This window comes from Zooshikella ganghwensis (genome assembly GCF_018263875.1).
Lineage (GTDB): Bacteria > Pseudomonadota > Gammaproteobacteria > Pseudomonadales > Zooshikellaceae > Zooshikella > Zooshikella ganghwensis.
This window is the reverse complement of sequence record NZ_JAEVHG010000003.1, coordinates 97,205-114,923: the sequence shown is the minus strand read 5'-3', so window position 1 is coordinate 114,923 and position 17,719 is coordinate 97,205. Positions and strand designations below refer to the sequence as shown.

Annotated in this window: 13 protein-coding genes; 5 read left to right on the top strand and 8 right to left on the bottom strand. The window is 41.6% G+C overall.

Translation table 11 applies throughout. The annotated features are described in order from the left end of the window. Window positions 1-9 precede the first annotated feature (9 nt). The gene (locus KHS79_RS06530; protein ID WP_212717721.1) at window positions 10-1,551 is read right to left on the bottom strand and encodes a Re/Si-specific NAD(P)(+) transhydrogenase subunit alpha; all 1,542 of its coding nucleotides are present in this window, start codon (window positions 1,549-1,551) and stop codon (window positions 10-12) included. 789 nt (window positions 1,552-2,340) lie between these two features. On the opposite strand from KHS79_RS06530, the gene dctP reads away from it, so the two are divergent. Beyond that, window positions 2,341-3,369: a TRAP transporter substrate-binding protein DctP gene (dctP, locus tag KHS79_RS06525; RefSeq protein WP_212717719.1), complete on the top strand. Its 1,029-nt coding sequence runs from the start codon at window positions 2,341-2,343 to the stop codon at window positions 3,367-3,369. A gap of 50 nt (window positions 3,370-3,419) precedes the next feature. On the opposite strand, the gene KHS79_RS06520 is transcribed toward dctP, so the two are convergent. Further along, the gene (locus KHS79_RS06520; RefSeq protein WP_212717718.1) at window positions 3,420-4,418 is read right to left on the bottom strand and encodes an MDR/zinc-dependent alcohol dehydrogenase-like family protein; all 999 of its coding nucleotides are present in this window, start codon (window positions 4,416-4,418) and stop codon (window positions 3,420-3,422) included. A gap of 339 nt (window positions 4,419-4,757) precedes the next feature. Here KHS79_RS06520 and KHS79_RS06515 point away from each other — a divergent pair, with 339 nt between their 5' ends. Then, a complete protein-coding gene (locus tag KHS79_RS06515; RefSeq protein ID WP_212717717.1) occupies window positions 4,758-5,267 on the top strand; it encodes an O-acetyl-ADP-ribose deacetylase in 510 nt (169 codons plus the stop codon). Between the two features lie 82 nt (window positions 5,268-5,349). Here the strand turns inward: KHS79_RS06515 and rraA are convergent, their stop codons facing one another. Together rraA and ppsA are read right to left on the bottom strand one after the other, a co-directional pair. Continuing rightward, a complete protein-coding gene (gene rraA / locus KHS79_RS06510) occupies window positions 5,350-5,877 on the bottom strand; it encodes a ribonuclease E activity regulator RraA (protein ID WP_212717716.1) in 528 nt (175 codons plus the stop codon). 361 nt (window positions 5,878-6,238) lie between these two features. Next, on the bottom strand, window positions 6,239-8,617 hold the full coding sequence (ppsA, locus tag KHS79_RS06505) for a phosphoenolpyruvate synthase (protein ID WP_212717715.1): 2,379 nt from the start codon (window positions 8,615-8,617) through the stop codon (window positions 6,239-6,241). A 718-nt stretch (window positions 8,618-9,335) separates the two neighbouring features. On the opposite strand from ppsA, the gene ppsR reads away from it, so the two are divergent. After that, window positions 9,336-10,154, top strand: coding sequence for a posphoenolpyruvate synthetase regulatory kinase/phosphorylase PpsR (gene ppsR / locus KHS79_RS06500; RefSeq protein WP_212717714.1), 819 nt, complete (start codon window positions 9,336-9,338; stop codon window positions 10,152-10,154). Window positions 10,155-10,479: 325 nt separating this feature from the next. On the opposite strand, the gene KHS79_RS06495 is transcribed toward ppsR, so the two are convergent. Beyond that, complete coding sequence (locus tag KHS79_RS06495; RefSeq protein ID WP_212717713.1) at window positions 10,480-11,259, bottom strand: transporter substrate-binding domain-containing protein; 780 nt, start codon at window positions 11,257-11,259, stop codon at window positions 10,480-10,482. 629 nt (window positions 11,260-11,888) lie between these two features. Here KHS79_RS06495 and KHS79_RS06490 point away from each other — a divergent pair. After that, window positions 11,889-13,232: an SH3 domain-containing protein gene (locus KHS79_RS06490; RefSeq protein WP_212717712.1), complete on the top strand. Its 1,344-nt coding sequence runs from the start codon at window positions 11,889-11,891 to the stop codon at window positions 13,230-13,232. A 226-nt stretch (window positions 13,233-13,458) separates the two neighbouring features. Next, complete coding sequence (locus KHS79_RS06485; protein ID WP_212717711.1) at window positions 13,459-14,532, top strand: HEAT repeat domain-containing protein; 1,074 nt, start codon at window positions 13,459-13,461, stop codon at window positions 14,530-14,532. Window positions 14,533-14,675: 143 nt separating this feature from the next. On the opposite strand, the gene KHS79_RS26245 is transcribed toward KHS79_RS06485, so the two are convergent. From KHS79_RS26245 to prpC, 3 genes are all read right to left on the bottom strand, one after another. Continuing rightward, window positions 14,676-14,891 (bottom strand): GDCCVxC domain-containing (seleno)protein, encoded by a 216-nt coding sequence (locus KHS79_RS26245; protein WP_215817498.1) that lies wholly within the window; start codon window positions 14,889-14,891, stop codon window positions 14,676-14,678. 164 nt (window positions 14,892-15,055) lie between these two features. Then, entirely contained in the window at window positions 15,056-16,504 is a 1,449-nt protein-coding gene (locus KHS79_RS06480; RefSeq protein WP_212717709.1) for a bifunctional 2-methylcitrate dehydratase/aconitate hydratase, read from the bottom strand. Window positions 16,505-16,566: 62 nt separating this feature from the next. Beyond that, window positions 16,567-17,691, bottom strand: a complete 1,125-nt coding sequence (gene prpC, locus KHS79_RS06475) for a bifunctional 2-methylcitrate synthase/citrate synthase (RefSeq protein WP_212717707.1) — start codon at window positions 17,689-17,691, stop codon at window positions 16,567-16,569. Window positions 17,692-17,719 lie beyond the last annotated feature (28 nt).

Sequence of the window (17,719 nt, the reverse complement as noted above, 5' to 3'; positions counted from 1 at the left end):
TTGGGCCCCTTACTTACGAAACATTTTAAGCATGCGCTGTGTGACAAAAAATCCACCGAATATATTAATGGTGGCTATGAGGACAGCAATGGCCGAGAAAAACCAAACCAGTCCGTTATCACTGGAGACTTGAAGTAAAGCCCCAACAATGATGATGCCACTAATGGCGTTGGTGACGCTCATAAGGGGAGTGTGTAATGCATGGGTAACATTCCAAATCACGTGATAGCCGACAATACAGGCCAGCACAAACACGGTGAAGTGGGATAAGAAGGCCGCAGGAGCTGCACTGGCAATCCAGCCAAATACTAAAGCTCCAACAGCCAACGCAATATGCTTACGTTTGGATGATTTTGGTTCTGGTGCTTTTTCAACAGGGGTAACGGCTTCTTGCGCTTTAGGTTGCGGTTGGGCACTGACTTTAACCGGTGGTGGTGGCCAAGAGATATTACCTTCTTTAACCACCGTGACAGAACGAATCACCTGATCATCAAAGTTTATGGAAATATTGCCATCTTGATGTGGACACAGCAGTTTAGTCAGATTCACCAGGTTGGTACTGTACAGCTGTGAAGACTGATTAGGTAAACGGCCTGGCAGGTCGGTATAACCGATAATACGTACATCATTATCCGTAGTGACCAGTTGATCTGCCTGGGTTAACTCACAGTTCCCACCTGTTGCAGCCGCTAAGTCAACCACCACACTGCCTGGCTTCATGAGCTTAACCATGTCTGCAGTAATAAGCTTAGGTGCTGGTTTACCAGGAATGAGTGCGGTAGTGATGATAATATCGACTTCTGCTGCCTGTTGGCTGAAAAGCTCCATTTCTGCCTTAATAAAGGCTTCACTCATTTCTTTGGCATAGCCATCTGTTGAAGAACCGTCTTCTTCAACATGCAGTTCAAGGAACTCGCCACCCATACTTTCAACTTGCTCTTTTACTTCAGGGCGAGTATCAAATGCGCGGACAATCGCTCCTAGACTGCTTGCGGTACCAACAGCAGCCAACCCCGCAACACCCGCACCAATCACCAGTACTTTAGCCGCGGGTACTTTACCTGCTGCAGTAATTTGTCCGGTAAAAAAGCGACCAAACTGGTGAGAAGCTTCGACAACGGCACGATAGCCCGCAATATTAGCCATTGAACTAAGGGCATCGAGGGCTTGCGCTCTAGAAATCCGAGGCACAGCATCCATCGCTAATACATTAATGCCTTTTGCCGCTAATTTTTCCAATAATGACTCATTTTGTGCAGGCCAGATAAAACTGACCAAGGTTTGTCCCGGTTTTAGATAACTGATTTCATCTTCGGGAGTTTCTTGTGGTGCATTAACTTTGAAAATAATTTCCGCTTGCCAGGCTTCTTTCTGACTGACAATACTGGCGCCTGCCTCTTTGTAAGCACTGTCTGTAAAGCTGGCTAATTTTCCTGCGCCTTCAGCCACACAGACTGTAAAGCCAAGTTTAATTAGCTGCTGAACGGTTTTGGGGGTAGCAGCTACCCGAGTTTCGTTGGCAAATATTTCTTTGGGAATTCCGATAAGCATGGTCTATTCAATTATCTCATTAACCGGTTAATTTACCTCTGTACGCCAACGCATTGCGATAGCGACACGCATTAGGTCAAAAAATCAACCACTATCAACGGCTGATGTGACTGTCGTTTGATACGTACGGCATGTTAGCCTATGGCATTATTTGTCTTAGATATATTCATACACTGCTTATTGTACCCGTATCGTTTTATGATATTGCTCAGTATTATAAATCCTGAGAAATGCGCTCTGCCCTTTTAAGGCATTGCTATTTGACGACACAGATTGTCAGTTTACAGCGTGGTAGACTTGAATAGTAAAATAACGGCTCATGTCGTTAGTATGACAATGATGCCAAAAAACCAAATTTAAGACTATTATAAACTGCCCGTTGGTTACACCTATTTACAAATTTAGCTGGCATGTCAGTGATATACCGTCTTAACAGAGCAGACTAGCCGCGCTAAAAACCTTCATGCTGGGTATAGTGTGTCAAATTACGCTGTTGTAACACAGTGTTTATGCTGACTCCTATTGATATAGCATGAATTACCCAGCAGATCTTGATGTAAGTCATTATTGATAACAATTAAAGACGGCTAGTGCAATATCTACTAAATAGTGTTGAATGATTTTGGTCATGGTTCTTGTAAGTCAGGTAATGCACGTTCGATGACCAAAGCGGCCTGATTTTCCTGGTAATTTCTTACATGGTTTATCTGTACTTAAGCCTGTTCTGTTATTCCTGAAACATCGCATACTAATTAGCTGAACAAGGAAGATTCTTCAGGATTAGAATTAATGATGCAATTAATCAAAAGACATATGCCTCGTAAGGGGTATTTCGCTAACTCCCTACTTTTAAGTGTGGTTTGTAGTTTACTGCTCTGTGCGACGGTGCCAAGCTGGGCTAAATCATGGCAATTAGTATCTGTTTACTTGGGTGATGCTCGTCATCACAACTTGCTCACTGAATTTGTTCATGGCATGGAGTCGCTGCCAAGCACGCGGATCAAGGTAAATCTTTTTGATAAATGCAGTTTGATTCCAGATAAAAATATATTAACCAGCGTTACAAAAAATGATATCCAACTGGCTGAAATATTAATGGCGGAGTTAGAACATGAAGATCCGCTGTTTGGCTTGGACAATATTCCTTTTTTAGCAACTGATTTATCAGAAGCACAACAGCTATGGGAAATTTCCAGAGAGCAAGTAGAGCAACGGCTTGCTAACTTAGGCCTTCACCTGTTATTAGTCGCGCCCTGGCCACCACAGGGTATTTTTACCGTTCAACCTATGGCCTCGCTAGTTGATCTACGAGGGGGAAAGCTGAGGACTTATTCGACCGAAACGGCTCTACTCGCTCGTTATCTTGGGGCTGAGTCTGTTCATGTGCCGCACGAACATCTACGTGAGTCCTGGTTAACAGGACAGTTGGATGCCATGATTACATCGCCAGTGACGGCTGTGACTCAGCAAGCTTGGGAGTATATAAAATATTATTATGATATTCAGGCATGGGTGCCGAAAAATATGCTGGTGATTAACCAAGCATCATGGCAGAGTTTGAATGACCAGGAGCGACAAACTTTAACCAAGCTGGCAAAGCGACTGGAAGTACGCGCTTGGCAAAGTATGCAACTACATATTCAGCAAGCAATAGTTGCTATGCAAAAAAATGGCATTCAAGTGGTATCGCCAAATCCAAAGCTGGTTGCTCAATTAAGGCATATAGGTCATTTAATGACAGCACGCTGGGCAAGAAATGCTGGACAGGTGGGGCGTGAAATACTGGGTACCTATCGAAAATACCATAAGCACGAGTAATGATTCGGTGGGTTAAGAATCATTTGGTGGTTTAAGCAACCCTATCGGTATTAGGCAGAGCTGGTAGTGCTTGGAAAATCGATCAGCACCTTTTTGCTACCTCGTTGCAGGGCATGCTGAAATGCGCGTTGAAATTGCTGGAAGGGGTAACGTGCCTCGATAAGCAGCTCAGTATCCAGACTATGTTGTTTCAGAAACGCAAGGGCCGCACTCATTTGTCCACAGCGAGAGCCAATCAGTTTAATTTCATTAACAACAAGTTGAGATAGGTTTACTTCCGTTAACTGGTTACTGGTTGTTTTTAGAACAATGGTGCCGCAAGGCGCGACGACAGCCAGGGCCATATCCAGCCCATTTGGACGGCCTGTGGCTTCAATGACAACAGAAAAATATTGTTGATATTGCTGGAGTAGCTGGTTGGTGTTTTTAAATTCCAGCAGCTCTGTTTTGATCCCATGACGCGCTGCAATAGCGAGTTTATTGGAATGTTTGCCGATCAGTACCAGATTTGGAAACTGCTCTTTTAAGGCTAAGCTAATGAGTAAACCAAGTTTACCATCGCCCATAACAGCAATCGGGCTACTCTCGGATATCTGTAACTGGGACTTGATGGCCAAAGCCGCAGCCAGTGGCTCTGTGAACACTGCAACATGATCTGGAATATTGTCTGGTACACAGTAAAGGTTGCTTAGTGGCACAGTAAATAGCTCGGCAAACACACCGTCCTTATGTTTAATACCGAGTACTTGGCGATGGTGGCAGTGATGGGGATCATTTTGTTGGCAACTGGGACAGTCACCACAGCCAATATTGATATCCACCACGACACGTTTACCTACCCAATCTGATTTTGCTGGGCAAGCCACAACTTCAGCTACACACTCATGTCCAGGAATACCTTGAAAGTGGTAGTACCCGTTAAAAAGCTCGATGTCAGTTTGACAAATACCTGCTACAAGGGGGCGTAATAAGGCTTCATTTGGAGATGGTTCTGGGTCGGGGGGAGAAACCAGCATAATTTGTTGATCATTAAATAAGACCGCCTTCATTCACGACACCCTCATGGTTGGCTACAGTAATTTACACTGAGCTGTTTGCCTCATAGCTTATCGATTATAGATGAAATTTTAGAAAGTAAATGGTTCCAAAAAATTGAAAAATGCAAGTTGGTCTGATGAATAACACCATCCGGGAAGGACTTATGAGTTTTTTAGTGTTAAGACTACTTAATACCATTTTATTAAACATCCGTGTTTGACTAGCAGACTGATGTTACAATAACTGTCATAAAATTGTCAGTTAATTATGCGGCAAGTTGAGTATATTTTGCTATCCGTTTATTTTCTATAAAATAATTAGTTCATGCTAAGTGCTAAAGGAGCATAACATTGACTGTACAGCTTAGTGCATTACAAGGTGACATTACCCAACTTGCGGTTGATGCAATTGTTAATGCGGCCAACAGCAGTTTATTAGGCGGAGGCGGAGTTGATGGCGCAATTCATCGCTCAGCAGGGCCAGAGCTGGTAGCCGCGTGCCGGTTGCTCAATGGATGTAAAACTGGACAGGCAAAAATTACCCCTGGCTTTCACCTACCTGCTCATTATGTTATTCATACCGTTGGTCCAGTATGGAATGGTGGGCAAGCAAATGAAGATGTATTACTTGCAAGTTGTTACCGAGAAAGTTTACAGCGAGCTTGTGAAAATAAACTTAAATCAGTTGCTTTTCCCGCAATAAGTACAGGGATTTATGGGTTCCCCAAACAGCCTGCGGCAACAATTGCTGTGCAAACAGTGCAGCAGTATTGTGCAGAAAAGCCTGGCTCATTAGAGAAAATAATATTTTGTTGCTTTAGTAAAGAGGATTTAGCAATCTACCAGGCGTTATTAATGTAGAATTTATTGTGGATTACAGGCGTCTTGCACTCAGTGAGTGTTGTCACCCACTGATTAAAACGACGCTGGTTGTGTTTTTGGGTTATCGACTATTTAAAGGTGCTTTTTCAGCCAAAGATGTTTTTTCAGTCAAAGGTAATTTTTCAGCAGAAACAGCGGCACCATTTTCGTCAGCATACACATAATTACCTGGTTGAATACTGGCTCCGGCTAAGTTTATGCTCAGTTGTTTTTGCCCTTCCCCACGTCGAATAGATTTTCGAGGATGTGCTGCTAATGCCATAATTCCGATAGGTAATGTTGATAAGATCGTAACATCCCGAACGCAGCCATAAATAATGATTCCAGCCCAGCGATTTTCTACAGCACATGTTGCAATTTGATCACCTAGCAAAGCGCAGCGCATTGAACCACCACCATCAACCACTAACACTTTGCCTGTACCTGGTTCTGCCAAGGTCGATTTGACAGTGCTATTGTCTTCGAAGCATTTTGCAGTAACAATTTCCCCGAAAAAAGCAGTTTGTCCACCAAAATGCTTTAAAGCTGGAGGTATCACTTGAAGTAATGTGTCGTATTGATCACATAGATCAGGTGTTGAAAAAAGCACGACTTTATCCTTTTATGGCACAAACTTTATTATTTTATAGTGCTCATTTCCTCTGCTTAAGCGTAAACAGAGGAAATGATATGAGCAAATTAATTAGGGCTTGTTAACACTATTTGAATCACCATTGCCGTAGACTATTTTTTGCGACTAGCAAGGCACAAGGAATGCCGGGTAGTCATTCTACATAAGTGACTTGTAACACCGCTAGGTGGAAAAATAATCACGGCCCGAAGGGTTATGACGGTAAAAGCACTACTCGTTGTTGCTCATTGTTTATTTAGAAGCACTAAACTTCACGCTTCGCGCCTAGATTAGCGCTTTTACCGCCATAACAGTGATATTCAAATTGTGTTAACAGGCCCTAGGCTGGGGTGGCTACTTTTTCGGCCAAATAAAACCAGGTGTTTAACACTGAATCAGGATTGAGTGAAATGGTTTCAATCTGTTGATCCATCAGCCACTTGGCTAAATCGGGATGATCTGAAGGACCTTGCCCACAGATACCAATATATTTATTTTGCCGGCGACATGCCTCAATAGCCAATTGCAGTAAATGCTTAACGGCAGGATTGCGTTCATCAAACAAATGGGCGATCAGGCCGGAGTCACGATCCAGTCCTAAGGTCAACTGGGTCATATCATTAGAGCCTATGGAAAAGCCATCAAAGTACTGTAAGAAGTCATCCGCTTGCAGTGCATTACTTGGTAATTCACACATCATAATGACTTTTAGTTGATGTTCTCCCCTGCGTAGTCCATTTGCCGCCAGTAGTTCTGTTACGCGGCGGGCTTCACCTACTGTTCTTACAAAGGGCACCATGACCGCCACATTGGTTAAACCTCGTTGCTCCCTTACCCGTTTTAAGGCAGCACACTCCATTTCAAAACAATCACGGAAACTGTCGGCAATGTAACGAGAAGCACCGCGAAAACCTAGCATGGGGTTTTCTTCTTTAGGCTCAAATAGCTCACCGCCAATCAGGTTTGCATACTCGTTGGATTTAAAATCAGATAAGCGCACAATGACCGGCTTTGGATAAAAAGCAGCTGCGATGGTGGCAATACCTTCAGTAAGTTTTTCAATATAAAAGCTCACAGGACTATCGTAGCCGGCGATACGCTCGTGAATTGCCTGGCGAATATCACCAGGTAAGTCTGGCATATTGAGCAGTGCTTTAGGGTGAATACCAATCATACGGTTAATAATAAATTCTAGGCGCGCAAGCCCAACTCCAGCATTGGGTATGGCCTGAAAATCAAACGCACGATCTGGATTACCGACGTTCATCATTAATTTAAAGGGCAGTGGTGGCATGGCATCAACAGTGCTTTGTTGTACTTCATAAGCCAGCTTGCCCTGATAAACAAAACCTGTATCCCCTTCTGCGCAAGAAACAGTCACAGCTTGTCCTGTTTTGAGTAGCTCGGTGGCATTTCCACAGCCAACTACTGCTGGAATACCCAGCTCTCGCGCAATAATCGCTGCGTGACACGTACGGCCACCCCGATCTGTGATAATTGCTGAAGCCCGTTTCATGATTGGCTCCCAATCGGGGTCTGTCATGTCTGCAACCAGTACATCACCTGGCTTAACTTCATGCATTTGGTCGAGACTTTTGATAACGCTGACAGGACCTGCACCAATACGCTGACCAATACTACGCCCTTCCATTAACACATGGCCTTGTTCTTTTAAAAGGTAGCGCTCAATAATGGCCGCTTCAGACTGGCTTTGAACGGTTTCAGGGCGGGCTTGGACAATAAAAAGCTCACCTGTTATGCCATCTTTTGCCCACTCAATATCCATGGGACAACCATAATGAGTTTCAATAATGAGGGCTTGCTGGGCGAGCTCCAGAACATCTTCATCAGTTATACAAAACTGTTGACGGCGCTGCTCATCAACGGGCTGAGTGCTGAGAGAATCATGAACAGTACCATTGTGGTTGTACACCATTTCAATCGCTTTTTGACCTAGGTTGCGACGTAATATTGCATGATGTCCAGTGCGCAGGGTGGGCTTGTGAATATAAAATTCATCAGGGTTAACAGCTCCCTGAACAACAGTTTCACCTAGCCCATAGCTGGCTGTCAGGAAAATTACATCGCGAAAGCCTGACTCCGTATCAAGGGTAAACATAACCCCTGAAGCACCTGTTTCGCTGTGCACCATTTGTTGTATACCAACAGATAGCGCAACGTGGCGGTGGTCAAACCCTTTGTGTACGCGATATGCAATAGCGCGGTCGTTGTACAACGAGGCAAATACCTCTTTTACCGCATGTAAGATATTGCTGGTGCCACGAATATTAAGAAAAGTCTCTTGCTGGCCAGCAAACGAGGCATCGGGCAAATCTTCTGCTGTTGCTGAAGAGCGCACGGCAACAGAGAGGTCGGTATGATGTTGTTGAAGTATGGCAATGGCTTCTTCTAAGGTCGCCTGAAACTCTGCAGGAAACGGTGTTTCTGTAATCCACTGTCTTATAGTTTGTCCTGCTTTAGCCAGTGCTTGAACATCATCAACATCAAGCTGATCAAGTAAAGCATTGATGCGCTGGTCAAGTCCTTGTTGGCTTAGAAAGTCACGATAAGCCTCAGCTGTCGTTGCAAATCCATCTGGAACTTTTACCCCAGCACTGCTTAAAGCGGAGATCATCTCACCAAGAGAGGCATTTTTGCCTCCCACCAGTGGTATATCATTGACACCCAGTTGGGTAAAGGGAATAACGTATTTATTCACTCAGTCAGTCTCCAGTGTCGATACCTTATGGTTTATTAGTAAAACGCTAGGGTTTTTATCGTACAGAAATGTATTATTTGTTTTTAGGTACACTTTAAAAACACGTATGGCTTAGCTTTCACATTAAAAAAACGTTTTTTAAACAGTATATCTATCTTTCAAACAATACATCTATAGGGCACATGGCTTTTTTAAATTATCTGTATGTTCTGCTTGCTGTGTATGAATTCGTCATATTATTGCCATAAAACTATATGGTTTGATGGCTTGATATATCGATTAAACCAGCAGTTCATAAACATTGGATAAACACTATCATGAAAGTTAACATTTTTAAAACAAAGAAAAGACGTAAAAATGTTAGTGAAAAATGTTTATTTTCGAATTGAGACGAATAACATAATCAGCACCAACCCTGCTGGAGTTAGTAAACGACGCTCAATAAGTATGTATTATTAAGCGTAAGAAATGCCATCACAGTGTTTGTTCTACAAAAAGAGTTGCTACAAAATAATAGTGAACATCTTTACTTAAGGGAACATCAATTAAAACTAAACCTGCAGCATAAAAATAATATACCGCATGGCTTGTCATGTTTTAGCTGCGTCACGTATACTCGATGCCACTGAGTATTCCCGCTGCCTAGCTTGTTTCATTCGTTCAAAAGTGTGGGATTTTGCTTTAAATCAAGCATAAATAACGTTGGGAGAACACCAACATGGTAAAGCGCTGTGTGTTTTTTATATCTGACGGTACTGGAATAACAGCAGAAACCTTGGGTCATAGTTTGTTGACACAATTTAATCGAGACCAGTTTAGCTATAAAACATTTCCGTATATCGATACCGTAGAGAAAGCCCAGCAGATCGTTAAGCAAATAAAACAATATGCTCATCAGGCAGAACAGCGACCCTTAATTTTCTCAACCATTGTCAATGAAGCTGTAATTCAAGTGTTAAGTGCGCTAGATGCTTTTATGATTGACTGTTTTTCTGCATTTTTAACCCCTCTTGAACAAGAGCTGCAACAGCCCTCTAATCATAGTATTGGACAAAATCGTGTGATTGATGCTGACCCCCGTTATCATCAGCGTATTACTGCAGTTCATTTTGCTTTAGATTTTGATGATGGTGCTAAAACCTATGCTTATGACCAAGCAGATGTCATTTTAATTGGTGTATCTCGCTGTGGGAAAACACCAACTTGCTTATATCTCGCCTTACAATATGGTATTAATGCAGCTAACTATCCGTTAACAGAAGAAGATTTGGATAATCAACGACTACCAGGGCTGTTGATGAGTCACAAAGATCGTCTTTTTGGATTGACGATTGACGCGGAGCGTTTAGCCGCCATTCGGCATGAACGCCGACCTGATAGCCGATATGCTTCCATTAAACAGTGCCGGCAGGAGGTCAATGAAGTCGAGGCATTAATGCAAGAAGCTCACGTGCCCTTTATTAATACAACACAGTTTTCGATCGAAGAAATTGCTACTCGAGTGCTATCTCTTACGGGTATTCAACGACAATTTTAAAAAAACTATTAAGTTGCTCGAAGGGTTGGTTATTATCCAGTTTATTATTGTCCATCGTTACTGAAAACAGCGTTATTTATTTCTCCCATGTCAGAAAGCCTTGCCCGGCTTCTGACATTATCGGGACTCTTGGCTCCTGATCTATAAATCACCCTACTCTAGACTCTAGCATGCGACCATTGTGTTAATTTCAATCTTAGTGGTTATGCATGAATTTACTTGTAGGAGTGCTTATATGTCTACGTTGAGAAGGTTAGCATAATGCCTGTACTGTTTTTCCGCTTATAAAGCGCTAGCAGTAGTTTTTTCAAACTAATCAGATCGGTTATTTCAGCACGCTTTGTAAACCAATTGACTCCCAAAGAGGTTCCAATATACCGGCCTTTTCCATATCTTCAAGCAGAGCATTGATCTCTTCGATTGAAGGTTTTATACCTTTGCGAATAATAATAGTATGATTATACTCTTGGTCGTAACGGTTGGATCGAATGAATTTACTTCTCATATGCTGATTGTTTTTTAAGTATTGATTAAAAAAAGACTCTGTGATGACAGCAATATCTCCTCTATCTTTAAGCAACATTGTAATAGTTGCCAAGTTATTGGTTGTCAGGCTCATATGAAATCTTTCTTTTAAGAATGATTGATCAGAATTAAAATCGGCAAATCCATAATGGTAGCCTAACATGCCAATCATTCTTTTTTGTTCAAACTCTTTAAAGTAGCTTTGAGTACGGTCAGGTTTTGCCAGTGCAACATAGATCTCTCCTCCTTTTAGATAGACCTTTGAAACATCCACAGGGAACCCTTCCCAGCCCCACTTATAGTTGTCAAACATGGACATTTCAAATAACCCATTTTTAAAAGCTTTATGCCTTCGTACAGAGGTCGTCATAATAAAAGTAAAGTGATAGGTATCTTGAAAATTATTCATTAACTCCATCATATCGATGGCAATGCCACTTGGTGGATCAGTGTCTAATACGAAGGGTTCAAAGGGGGACATAGAAATACGTACAGTAATTTCTGCAGACAATTTGAAGCTTATAAAAAACAGAATGAAAATAAAATGAGCTAACAGTAAATATCGCTTTAGACGAGTCATGCGTACTAGCGCTACCTTAAATGTGAGCTATTTATACCCTTCACGAATGATTTCTAGGTTTTGTTATCTTCACTCCTCACCCCAGTCACCTATTAATACAGGCTCATGGGTAATATAGGCTCATGGGGCTTCGTCACTCGATGGCTGCACCTAAAAACCATTCGTATTGGGTATAGAAGATAAAGTTTTATGTTATTTGTCTAGCACATGTCTGCGGCTATATCCAGTATGAGCATTTACTTCATTACTTATCTAATACGCAATATTTGATTAACCAGTAAAAGAGCGCGATAAATAATTATTAACTTTAATCTCTTCCTTTGTCAGGTTTTTTTGGTGTTTAGTGAGTCTTTAAAGTTTTCACTTAACTATTTGTTTAAATTATTTGCGTTTTTTGTCTGTTTATTTTTGCTGAAAACTCTTGTTTTACAATTATACAAACAATTAAAAAGCGAAGAGTATCTTAAAGCTGAGCGATAGTGCTTGTTTCTATAAAAAAATAACCATAACATTTGAGTGGTTTTGTTGTTTTTGCACAACAACTGAAGCATATAAGGATATTGATAGACGTCAATAGTTGCTACTGTACAAACTGAAAGGTGATCGATTAAAAAACAAGGTAAATTAATATGAAATGGAAAATAAAACATTTATGTGCTGTTTCAGTCATTTTGGGAGTAGTATTTGGTAGTGTAACTCAGCTTAGTTATGCGAATACATGTGCAGGAATAAAAGTAACAAATTCATTTTTAAATGTAAGGACTGGTCCTGGAACAAATTATGAAAAAATAGGAACAATGCACAGCGGTGAGCACTATGTAGCAACAGGAAAGGTATCTGGACCTTGGAAAGAAGTATGGTTTGATGGGGGAAAAGCACGTTGGGTTTATAGTCAATCATATACTACTGCAGCAACGGTTAACTGTGATGTAGTATCAACAGCTGCATTAAATGTACGTTCAGGTCCTGGTACAAACTATCGTTTAGTAGGAACTGCGCCAAGTGGTTCATATTGGACCATTATTGGAACTGATGGCGTGTGGAAAAAGATTTGGTATGCGAGTGAAGAGCGTTGGGTTCATGGTGGGTACTTGGGTGATTCAAACTCAAATACCGTTATTCAGGTGAAAAGCTTTAATATTAATAAGAATGCAGCTGATACTTCAAGTCGGTTTGTTTCAGTTTTCAGTACCTATTCAGGATCAACACCGACAATGTACCGTATCAGTGAGAAAAGTGATTTTTCTGGTGTAGTTTGGAAAGCATATGTAGACAAAATATCGTTTACATTATCTGCTGGTAGTGGAACTAAAACAGTCTATTTTCAAGTAAAAAATAAACAAGGCCGCTTATCCAATGTGATTTCAGACAGTATTAAGTATAAGGCTAGCACTTCTTCACAAGGCTTTAGTATTAAACGAAGTGATTTTTTTACTAAGTTTCGTGCAACGTTTGGTCGGTTGTCACAAAGTCAGGTTGACGGTATAAACTACCTTTTAGCCAATATGGAAAAAGATAAGCGCCCTGCAATCAAAGATAAAACTGTATGGATGCGTCAAATTGCTTATATGTTTGCAACGACAAAGCATGAAGTTGCCAATACCTACAAGCCTATTACAGAGTATGGTAATGTAAACTGTCGTAGATATGATGGTGGTTGTACCTATAAAGGTAGAGGGTATGTTCAGCTTACCCATAAGTATAATTATAAAAAAATGTCATCTGTTGTTGGAGTGGATTTAGTTGCAAACCCTACAAAAGCATTGCAACCTGATATTGCTTATACGGTGATGTCCTATGGAATGTTTTATGGGATCTTTACTGGGAAAAAGCTGGGCAGTTATATTAAGTCAGGTAAAACAGACTATGTTAATGCTCGTAGAGTCGTAAATGGTCTAGATAAAGCTAGTTTACTAGCAGGTTATGCGAAGAGTTTCCAAAAAATAATGGAAGCTTCGACAGTAGCACGTTAAAGATCAAATAGTTCCAGTATTTTAATAGGTATGCAGTTTAATAGGTAGTAATATCCCTATTATCAGGGTTTTATAAGTGCTAGCTGAGCAGTATCACTATACATTGGTATTGTCTCCGTTGGTTTAGGCTTAACAAGCCTTTCAGAAATACTGTATACCATCAGTGAAAAGTACATATTGCATGCAATACCCTTGTTATGCATTGGATAATATAAGGTGATTTTCAATGAAAAAAAACGCAATTTTCATTGGCGCGCTAGCTGGGGGAGCATTATTAGCTGGTGGTTACTTTTTTTTCTCATCATCCGTTTCGAAGGAAAATTATACTGAGCTATCAGTAAGTAACATGCCAGCTGAACAGATAAATCCCAAAAGTGTTTCGACGCAAGCTATAAAGGAAACACAATCTGGAAAGCATATTAGTAAGGAACGTTCAGTACAGCCTTCTACTGTTATGTCTGAGCAAGAGATATTAAATGAGGCACCTATTGAAACATCTCCTTATGACCGAGCTAACGCAACCGTTGATAATTTACGATTATTACTTGCTGAAGCAGAAAGCTCAGAAAAACAAGGTGAAATTCAGTCTATTTTACAGTCGCTGTTGGAAAATGCAGAACAAGATGCTTCCGCACTTTCCAGTATTATTGATAACTACCGGTTAGATCCAAACTCAGAAATGGGGACTCATTTACAATCTGTATTAGCTGAAATAAAAGACCCAGAAGTTGAAGCTGCCGCAATCGATTTGGTAAAAAGTGGAGGCCTTGAAAACCAGATAGCTGGACTTGATCTATTAGCTCAGCTAAATATTCCTAGTGAAAGTACATACAATCTTACCCGTGATATTCTTGCAGCGAATGATAACCCCGAAGTTTTGATGTCTGCATTAAATGCAATGCCAGTTATTCCTTTGCCCGCTCAGGATGCACAAGAGGCAATGCAACAATTATCGACCTTAGCCAGGTCAAGTGCAGATAGTGGTGTGAGGTCAGCAAGTATTTTTAAAATAGGCCAGTGGGCAAAAGATGAGCATGATTTAAGCCCAGTTGTTGGAATTTTGCAAAAATCGAATGATCCTGATGATCGTATAAGTGCAATTATGGCTATACAGGAAAGTAATGTTGTTTCTGATCAATTACGTTACACGTTAGCGCAACTTATGAGTAATAAAAAAGAGCTATGGGAAGTCAGGCGAATGGCTGCGGAGTCTTTAACACGATTTAAAATGTCATCTAAAGAATATGCAGCCTATCAGACGTTTCTTAAAGAGCAAGGCGATATTGCTGAAGGCAATTGAGCTGATAAAACGATTAATTTTTTGGTGATTATAGCCTCAGCGAAAGATATAACTGTTGCCAGAAGAACGTACCAGTAATGCTCTGTTAAAACTCGGTATTATTGAGAGAAAATGGCTTTTAACCTTTGCTTTAACTATCAAGGCTATCCGCACTGTCTTAGCCGTTGCTTTGATGGACAGGGTACTGTGCCGTAAGAGCAAAAAACACAACAGTCTCCTGGCTTGGGACGCATCATAAATTTGCAGGATTCACAGGGTAGAAACCACTGGCAGGCATTGGTGGGCATAAACCCGGCTTGTTTATAACCGCATTGGGGACAGGTGATAATGGATTCTCGAGTGACAGGTGGCTCAACCATCATGAGTAAACCTCTAACAACATAATTACTAAAATAGTACTGGAGGACGTTGGTCTTCCCTTTAGTTTAGTTAGTATTTATTGGCATGTTATTTTTTCTTGGCAGATTTTGTTTGCCAGCCTGTGTTTTTATCAGGCTGGCGTGTTATTTATGTTTACTTTTATCTAAATCATCAGTAAATCCATAAAGGTGTTAACGGGAGTACGCTCTAATTGCTGTTGGTCATTACATAAATCATAAATTTTCTTCACGCGCATTTTAGGGAAGCGAGTGGCTAAGTTTTCTCTGAACTTCTCTTCAAGTAATGGAATCCCCTCTTTTCGACGACGTTGATGGCCAATAGGATATTCAACCGTAATTTGTTCAGTTGCAGAACCATCCGTAAAAAATACCTGTACTGCATTGGCTATCGAACGTTTATCGGCTTCCAGATACTCTCGACTAAAACGCTGGTCTTCGATGATAGCCATTTTTTGGCGGAGTTTATCAATTTCAGGGTGTGCATTGTGGAAGCTATCCTCATAATGCTCAGCTTGTAAGCTGCCGGTTATTAACGGTACCGCTATCATATACTGGAGGCAGTGATCGCGGTCGGCTGGGTTATTTAAAGGCCCCATTTTACTAATAATACGAATTGCCGATTCGTGAGTGTGAATAACAATTTTCTCAATGTCATTAATGCGATGTTTAACGTGGGGATGAAGTTTCAGAGCAGCTTCGACAGCGGTTTGAGCATGAAATTCGGCAGGGAAGGATATTTTAAACAGCACATTTTCCATAACATAGCTATGAAGTGGTTGTGCCAGTTGCAGAGGTTCTCCCTTGAAAAGTACATCCTGGAAGCCCCACTTAGGTGCAGACAATACACTGGGGTAGCCCATCTCTCCTCTTAAGACAATATCTGCGAGACGTACAGCACGCGATGTGGCATCCCCAGCAGCCCAGGATTTTCGTGAACCTGCGTTGGGTGCATGACGGTAGGTGCGCAATGCCTGCCCATCAAGCCAAGCATGTGATAATGCATCAATAACCTGTTCCCGTGTACCACCCAGCATATGAGTTATGACTGCGGTTGATGCAACTTTGACTAAGAGTACATGATCTAGCCCAACCCGGTTAAAACTATGGTTTAGCGCAAGCACTCCCTGAATTTCGTGGGCCTTAATCATTGCTGTAAGTACATCATGCATGGTTAATGGTGCTTGACCCTGGCTAATACGTTGCTGGGAAATATAATCGGCGACAGCCAAGATACCACCTAAATTGTCCGAGGGGTGTCCCCACTCTGCTGCAAGCCAAGTATCATTAAAGTCCAGCCAGCGAATGATACAGCCAATATCCCAGGCTGCTTTCACGGGGTCTAATCTAAACGAGGTTCCAGGTACCCGAGCACCATGGGGGACAATAGTACCTTCCACTATAGGGCCAAGGAGTTTGCTGCACTCTGGAAAACGCAGTGCCAATAGCCCGCAGCCCAGAGTATCCATAAGACAATGACGCGCAGTAGTATAAGCCGTTGGAGAATTTATTTGTGTTTCACATACATAATCTGCAATTTCAACCAATAATGTGTCAGGTGCTGAGCGCTCATTAATATCAACATTAGAACTCATGGCAGTTATTAACTCTTAAGTTAGTTTTATAAATAGAATACCCATCACAAGAAGTATAAAAATTAGCGTTGTTCGATAGGTAACCAAGGACGATTTTCTGGACCGGTATAATCTGCTGAAGGTCGAATAATGCGGTTATTAGCCCGCTGCTCCATGACATGTGCTGCCCAGCCTGTCAGTCGAGAACAAACAAAAATAGGTGTAAATAAGGGGGTTGGAATGCCCATAAAGTGATAGGCTGATGCATGGAAAAAGTCAGCGTTACAAAATAAATGTTTTTCCCGCCACATAACTTCTTCACAACGAACAGAGACAGGGTATAGCACCCGATCATCGTGCTCTTCAGCAAGACGTTTTGACCAGGCTTTGACGATGGCATTACGTGGATCTGATTCACGATAGACTGCGTGTCCAAAGCCCATTATTTTTTCTTTTTTTGCCAGTTTTTCAAGAATACCTTTTTCGGCTTCTTCAGGGGTTCGCCATTGACTGATCATGGCCATTGCAGCTTCATTAGCACCACCATGTAAAGGTCCTTTCAGGGTTCCAATCGCAGTGGTAATACAGGCATAAATATCGGATAACGTGGAAGCACAAACCCGGGCAGCGAAAGTAGAGGCATTAAATTCATGTTCAGCATAAGCAATTAATGAGGCATTCATTGCATCGCCGTGCAAGGTTTTAGGTTCACGACCATGAAGCAAGTGCAAAAAATAACTGCCTGTTTCCTTGTCATCTAACTCAATATCAATTTTTACGCCCTCTTGATGAAAGCGATACCAGTAACAAATGATGGCGGGAAATAAGGCCAGCATACGATCAATATGGGTTTGCTGTTCAGCAAAATCATGTTCTGGGGTGATCGTACCCAACATTGAACAAGCCGTCCGCATAACATCCATTGGATGTGTAGTGGCAGGCATTAACTCTAACGTCTTACGTAAAGCTTCAGGCATTTTACGTAGCGTCATCAGCCGGGTAAGGTAGCTGTCTAACTGTTGTCGATTAGGCAGCTCTCCATGAAATAATAAATAGGCTACTTCTTCAAAGCGAGCGTGTTCAGCAAGATCAGCAATATCATAACCACAATAGGTTAAGCCAGCGCCACTTTTACCCACGGTACATAATGCAGTTTCACCGGCTGAGCGCCCACGCAGTCCGGCTGTATCTTTTTTATTATCAGTCATTATTATTCTCCTAATTGATGTGATTATC

Bases quoted from the DNA above. Each gene is read 5' to 3' on its own strand.
- KHS79_RS06530 (WP_212717721.1), bottom strand. From the start codon at position 1,551: ATGCTTATCGGAATTCCCAAAGAAATATTTGCCAACGAAACTCGGGTA.
- dctP (WP_212717719.1), top strand. From the start codon at position 2,341: ATGATGCAATTAATCAAAAGACATATGCCTCGTAAGGGGTATTTCGCT.
- KHS79_RS06520 (WP_212717718.1), bottom strand. From the start codon at position 4,418: ATGAAGGCGGTCTTATTTAATGATCAACAAATTATGCTGGTTTCTCCC.
- ppsR (WP_212717714.1), top strand. From the start codon at position 9,336: ATGGTAAAGCGCTGTGTGTTTTTTATATCTGACGGTACTGGAATAACA.
- KHS79_RS06495 (WP_212717713.1), bottom strand. From the start codon at position 11,259: ATGACTCGTCTAAAGCGATATTTACTGTTAGCTCATTTTATTTTCATT.
- KHS79_RS06490 (WP_212717712.1), top strand. From the start codon at position 11,889: ATGAAATGGAAAATAAAACATTTATGTGCTGTTTCAGTCATTTTGGGA.
- KHS79_RS06485 (WP_212717711.1), top strand. From the start codon at position 13,459: ATGAAAAAAAACGCAATTTTCATTGGCGCGCTAGCTGGGGGAGCATTA.
- KHS79_RS26245 (WP_215817498.1), bottom strand. From the start codon at position 14,891: ATGGTTGAGCCACCTGTCACTCGAGAATCCATTATCACCTGTCCCCAA.
- KHS79_RS06480 (WP_212717709.1), bottom strand. From the start codon at position 16,504: ATGAGTTCTAATGTTGATATTAATGAGCGCTCAGCACCTGACACATTA.
- prpC (WP_212717707.1), bottom strand. From the start codon at position 17,691: ATGACTGATAATAAAAAAGATACAGCCGGACTGCGTGGGCGCTCAGCC.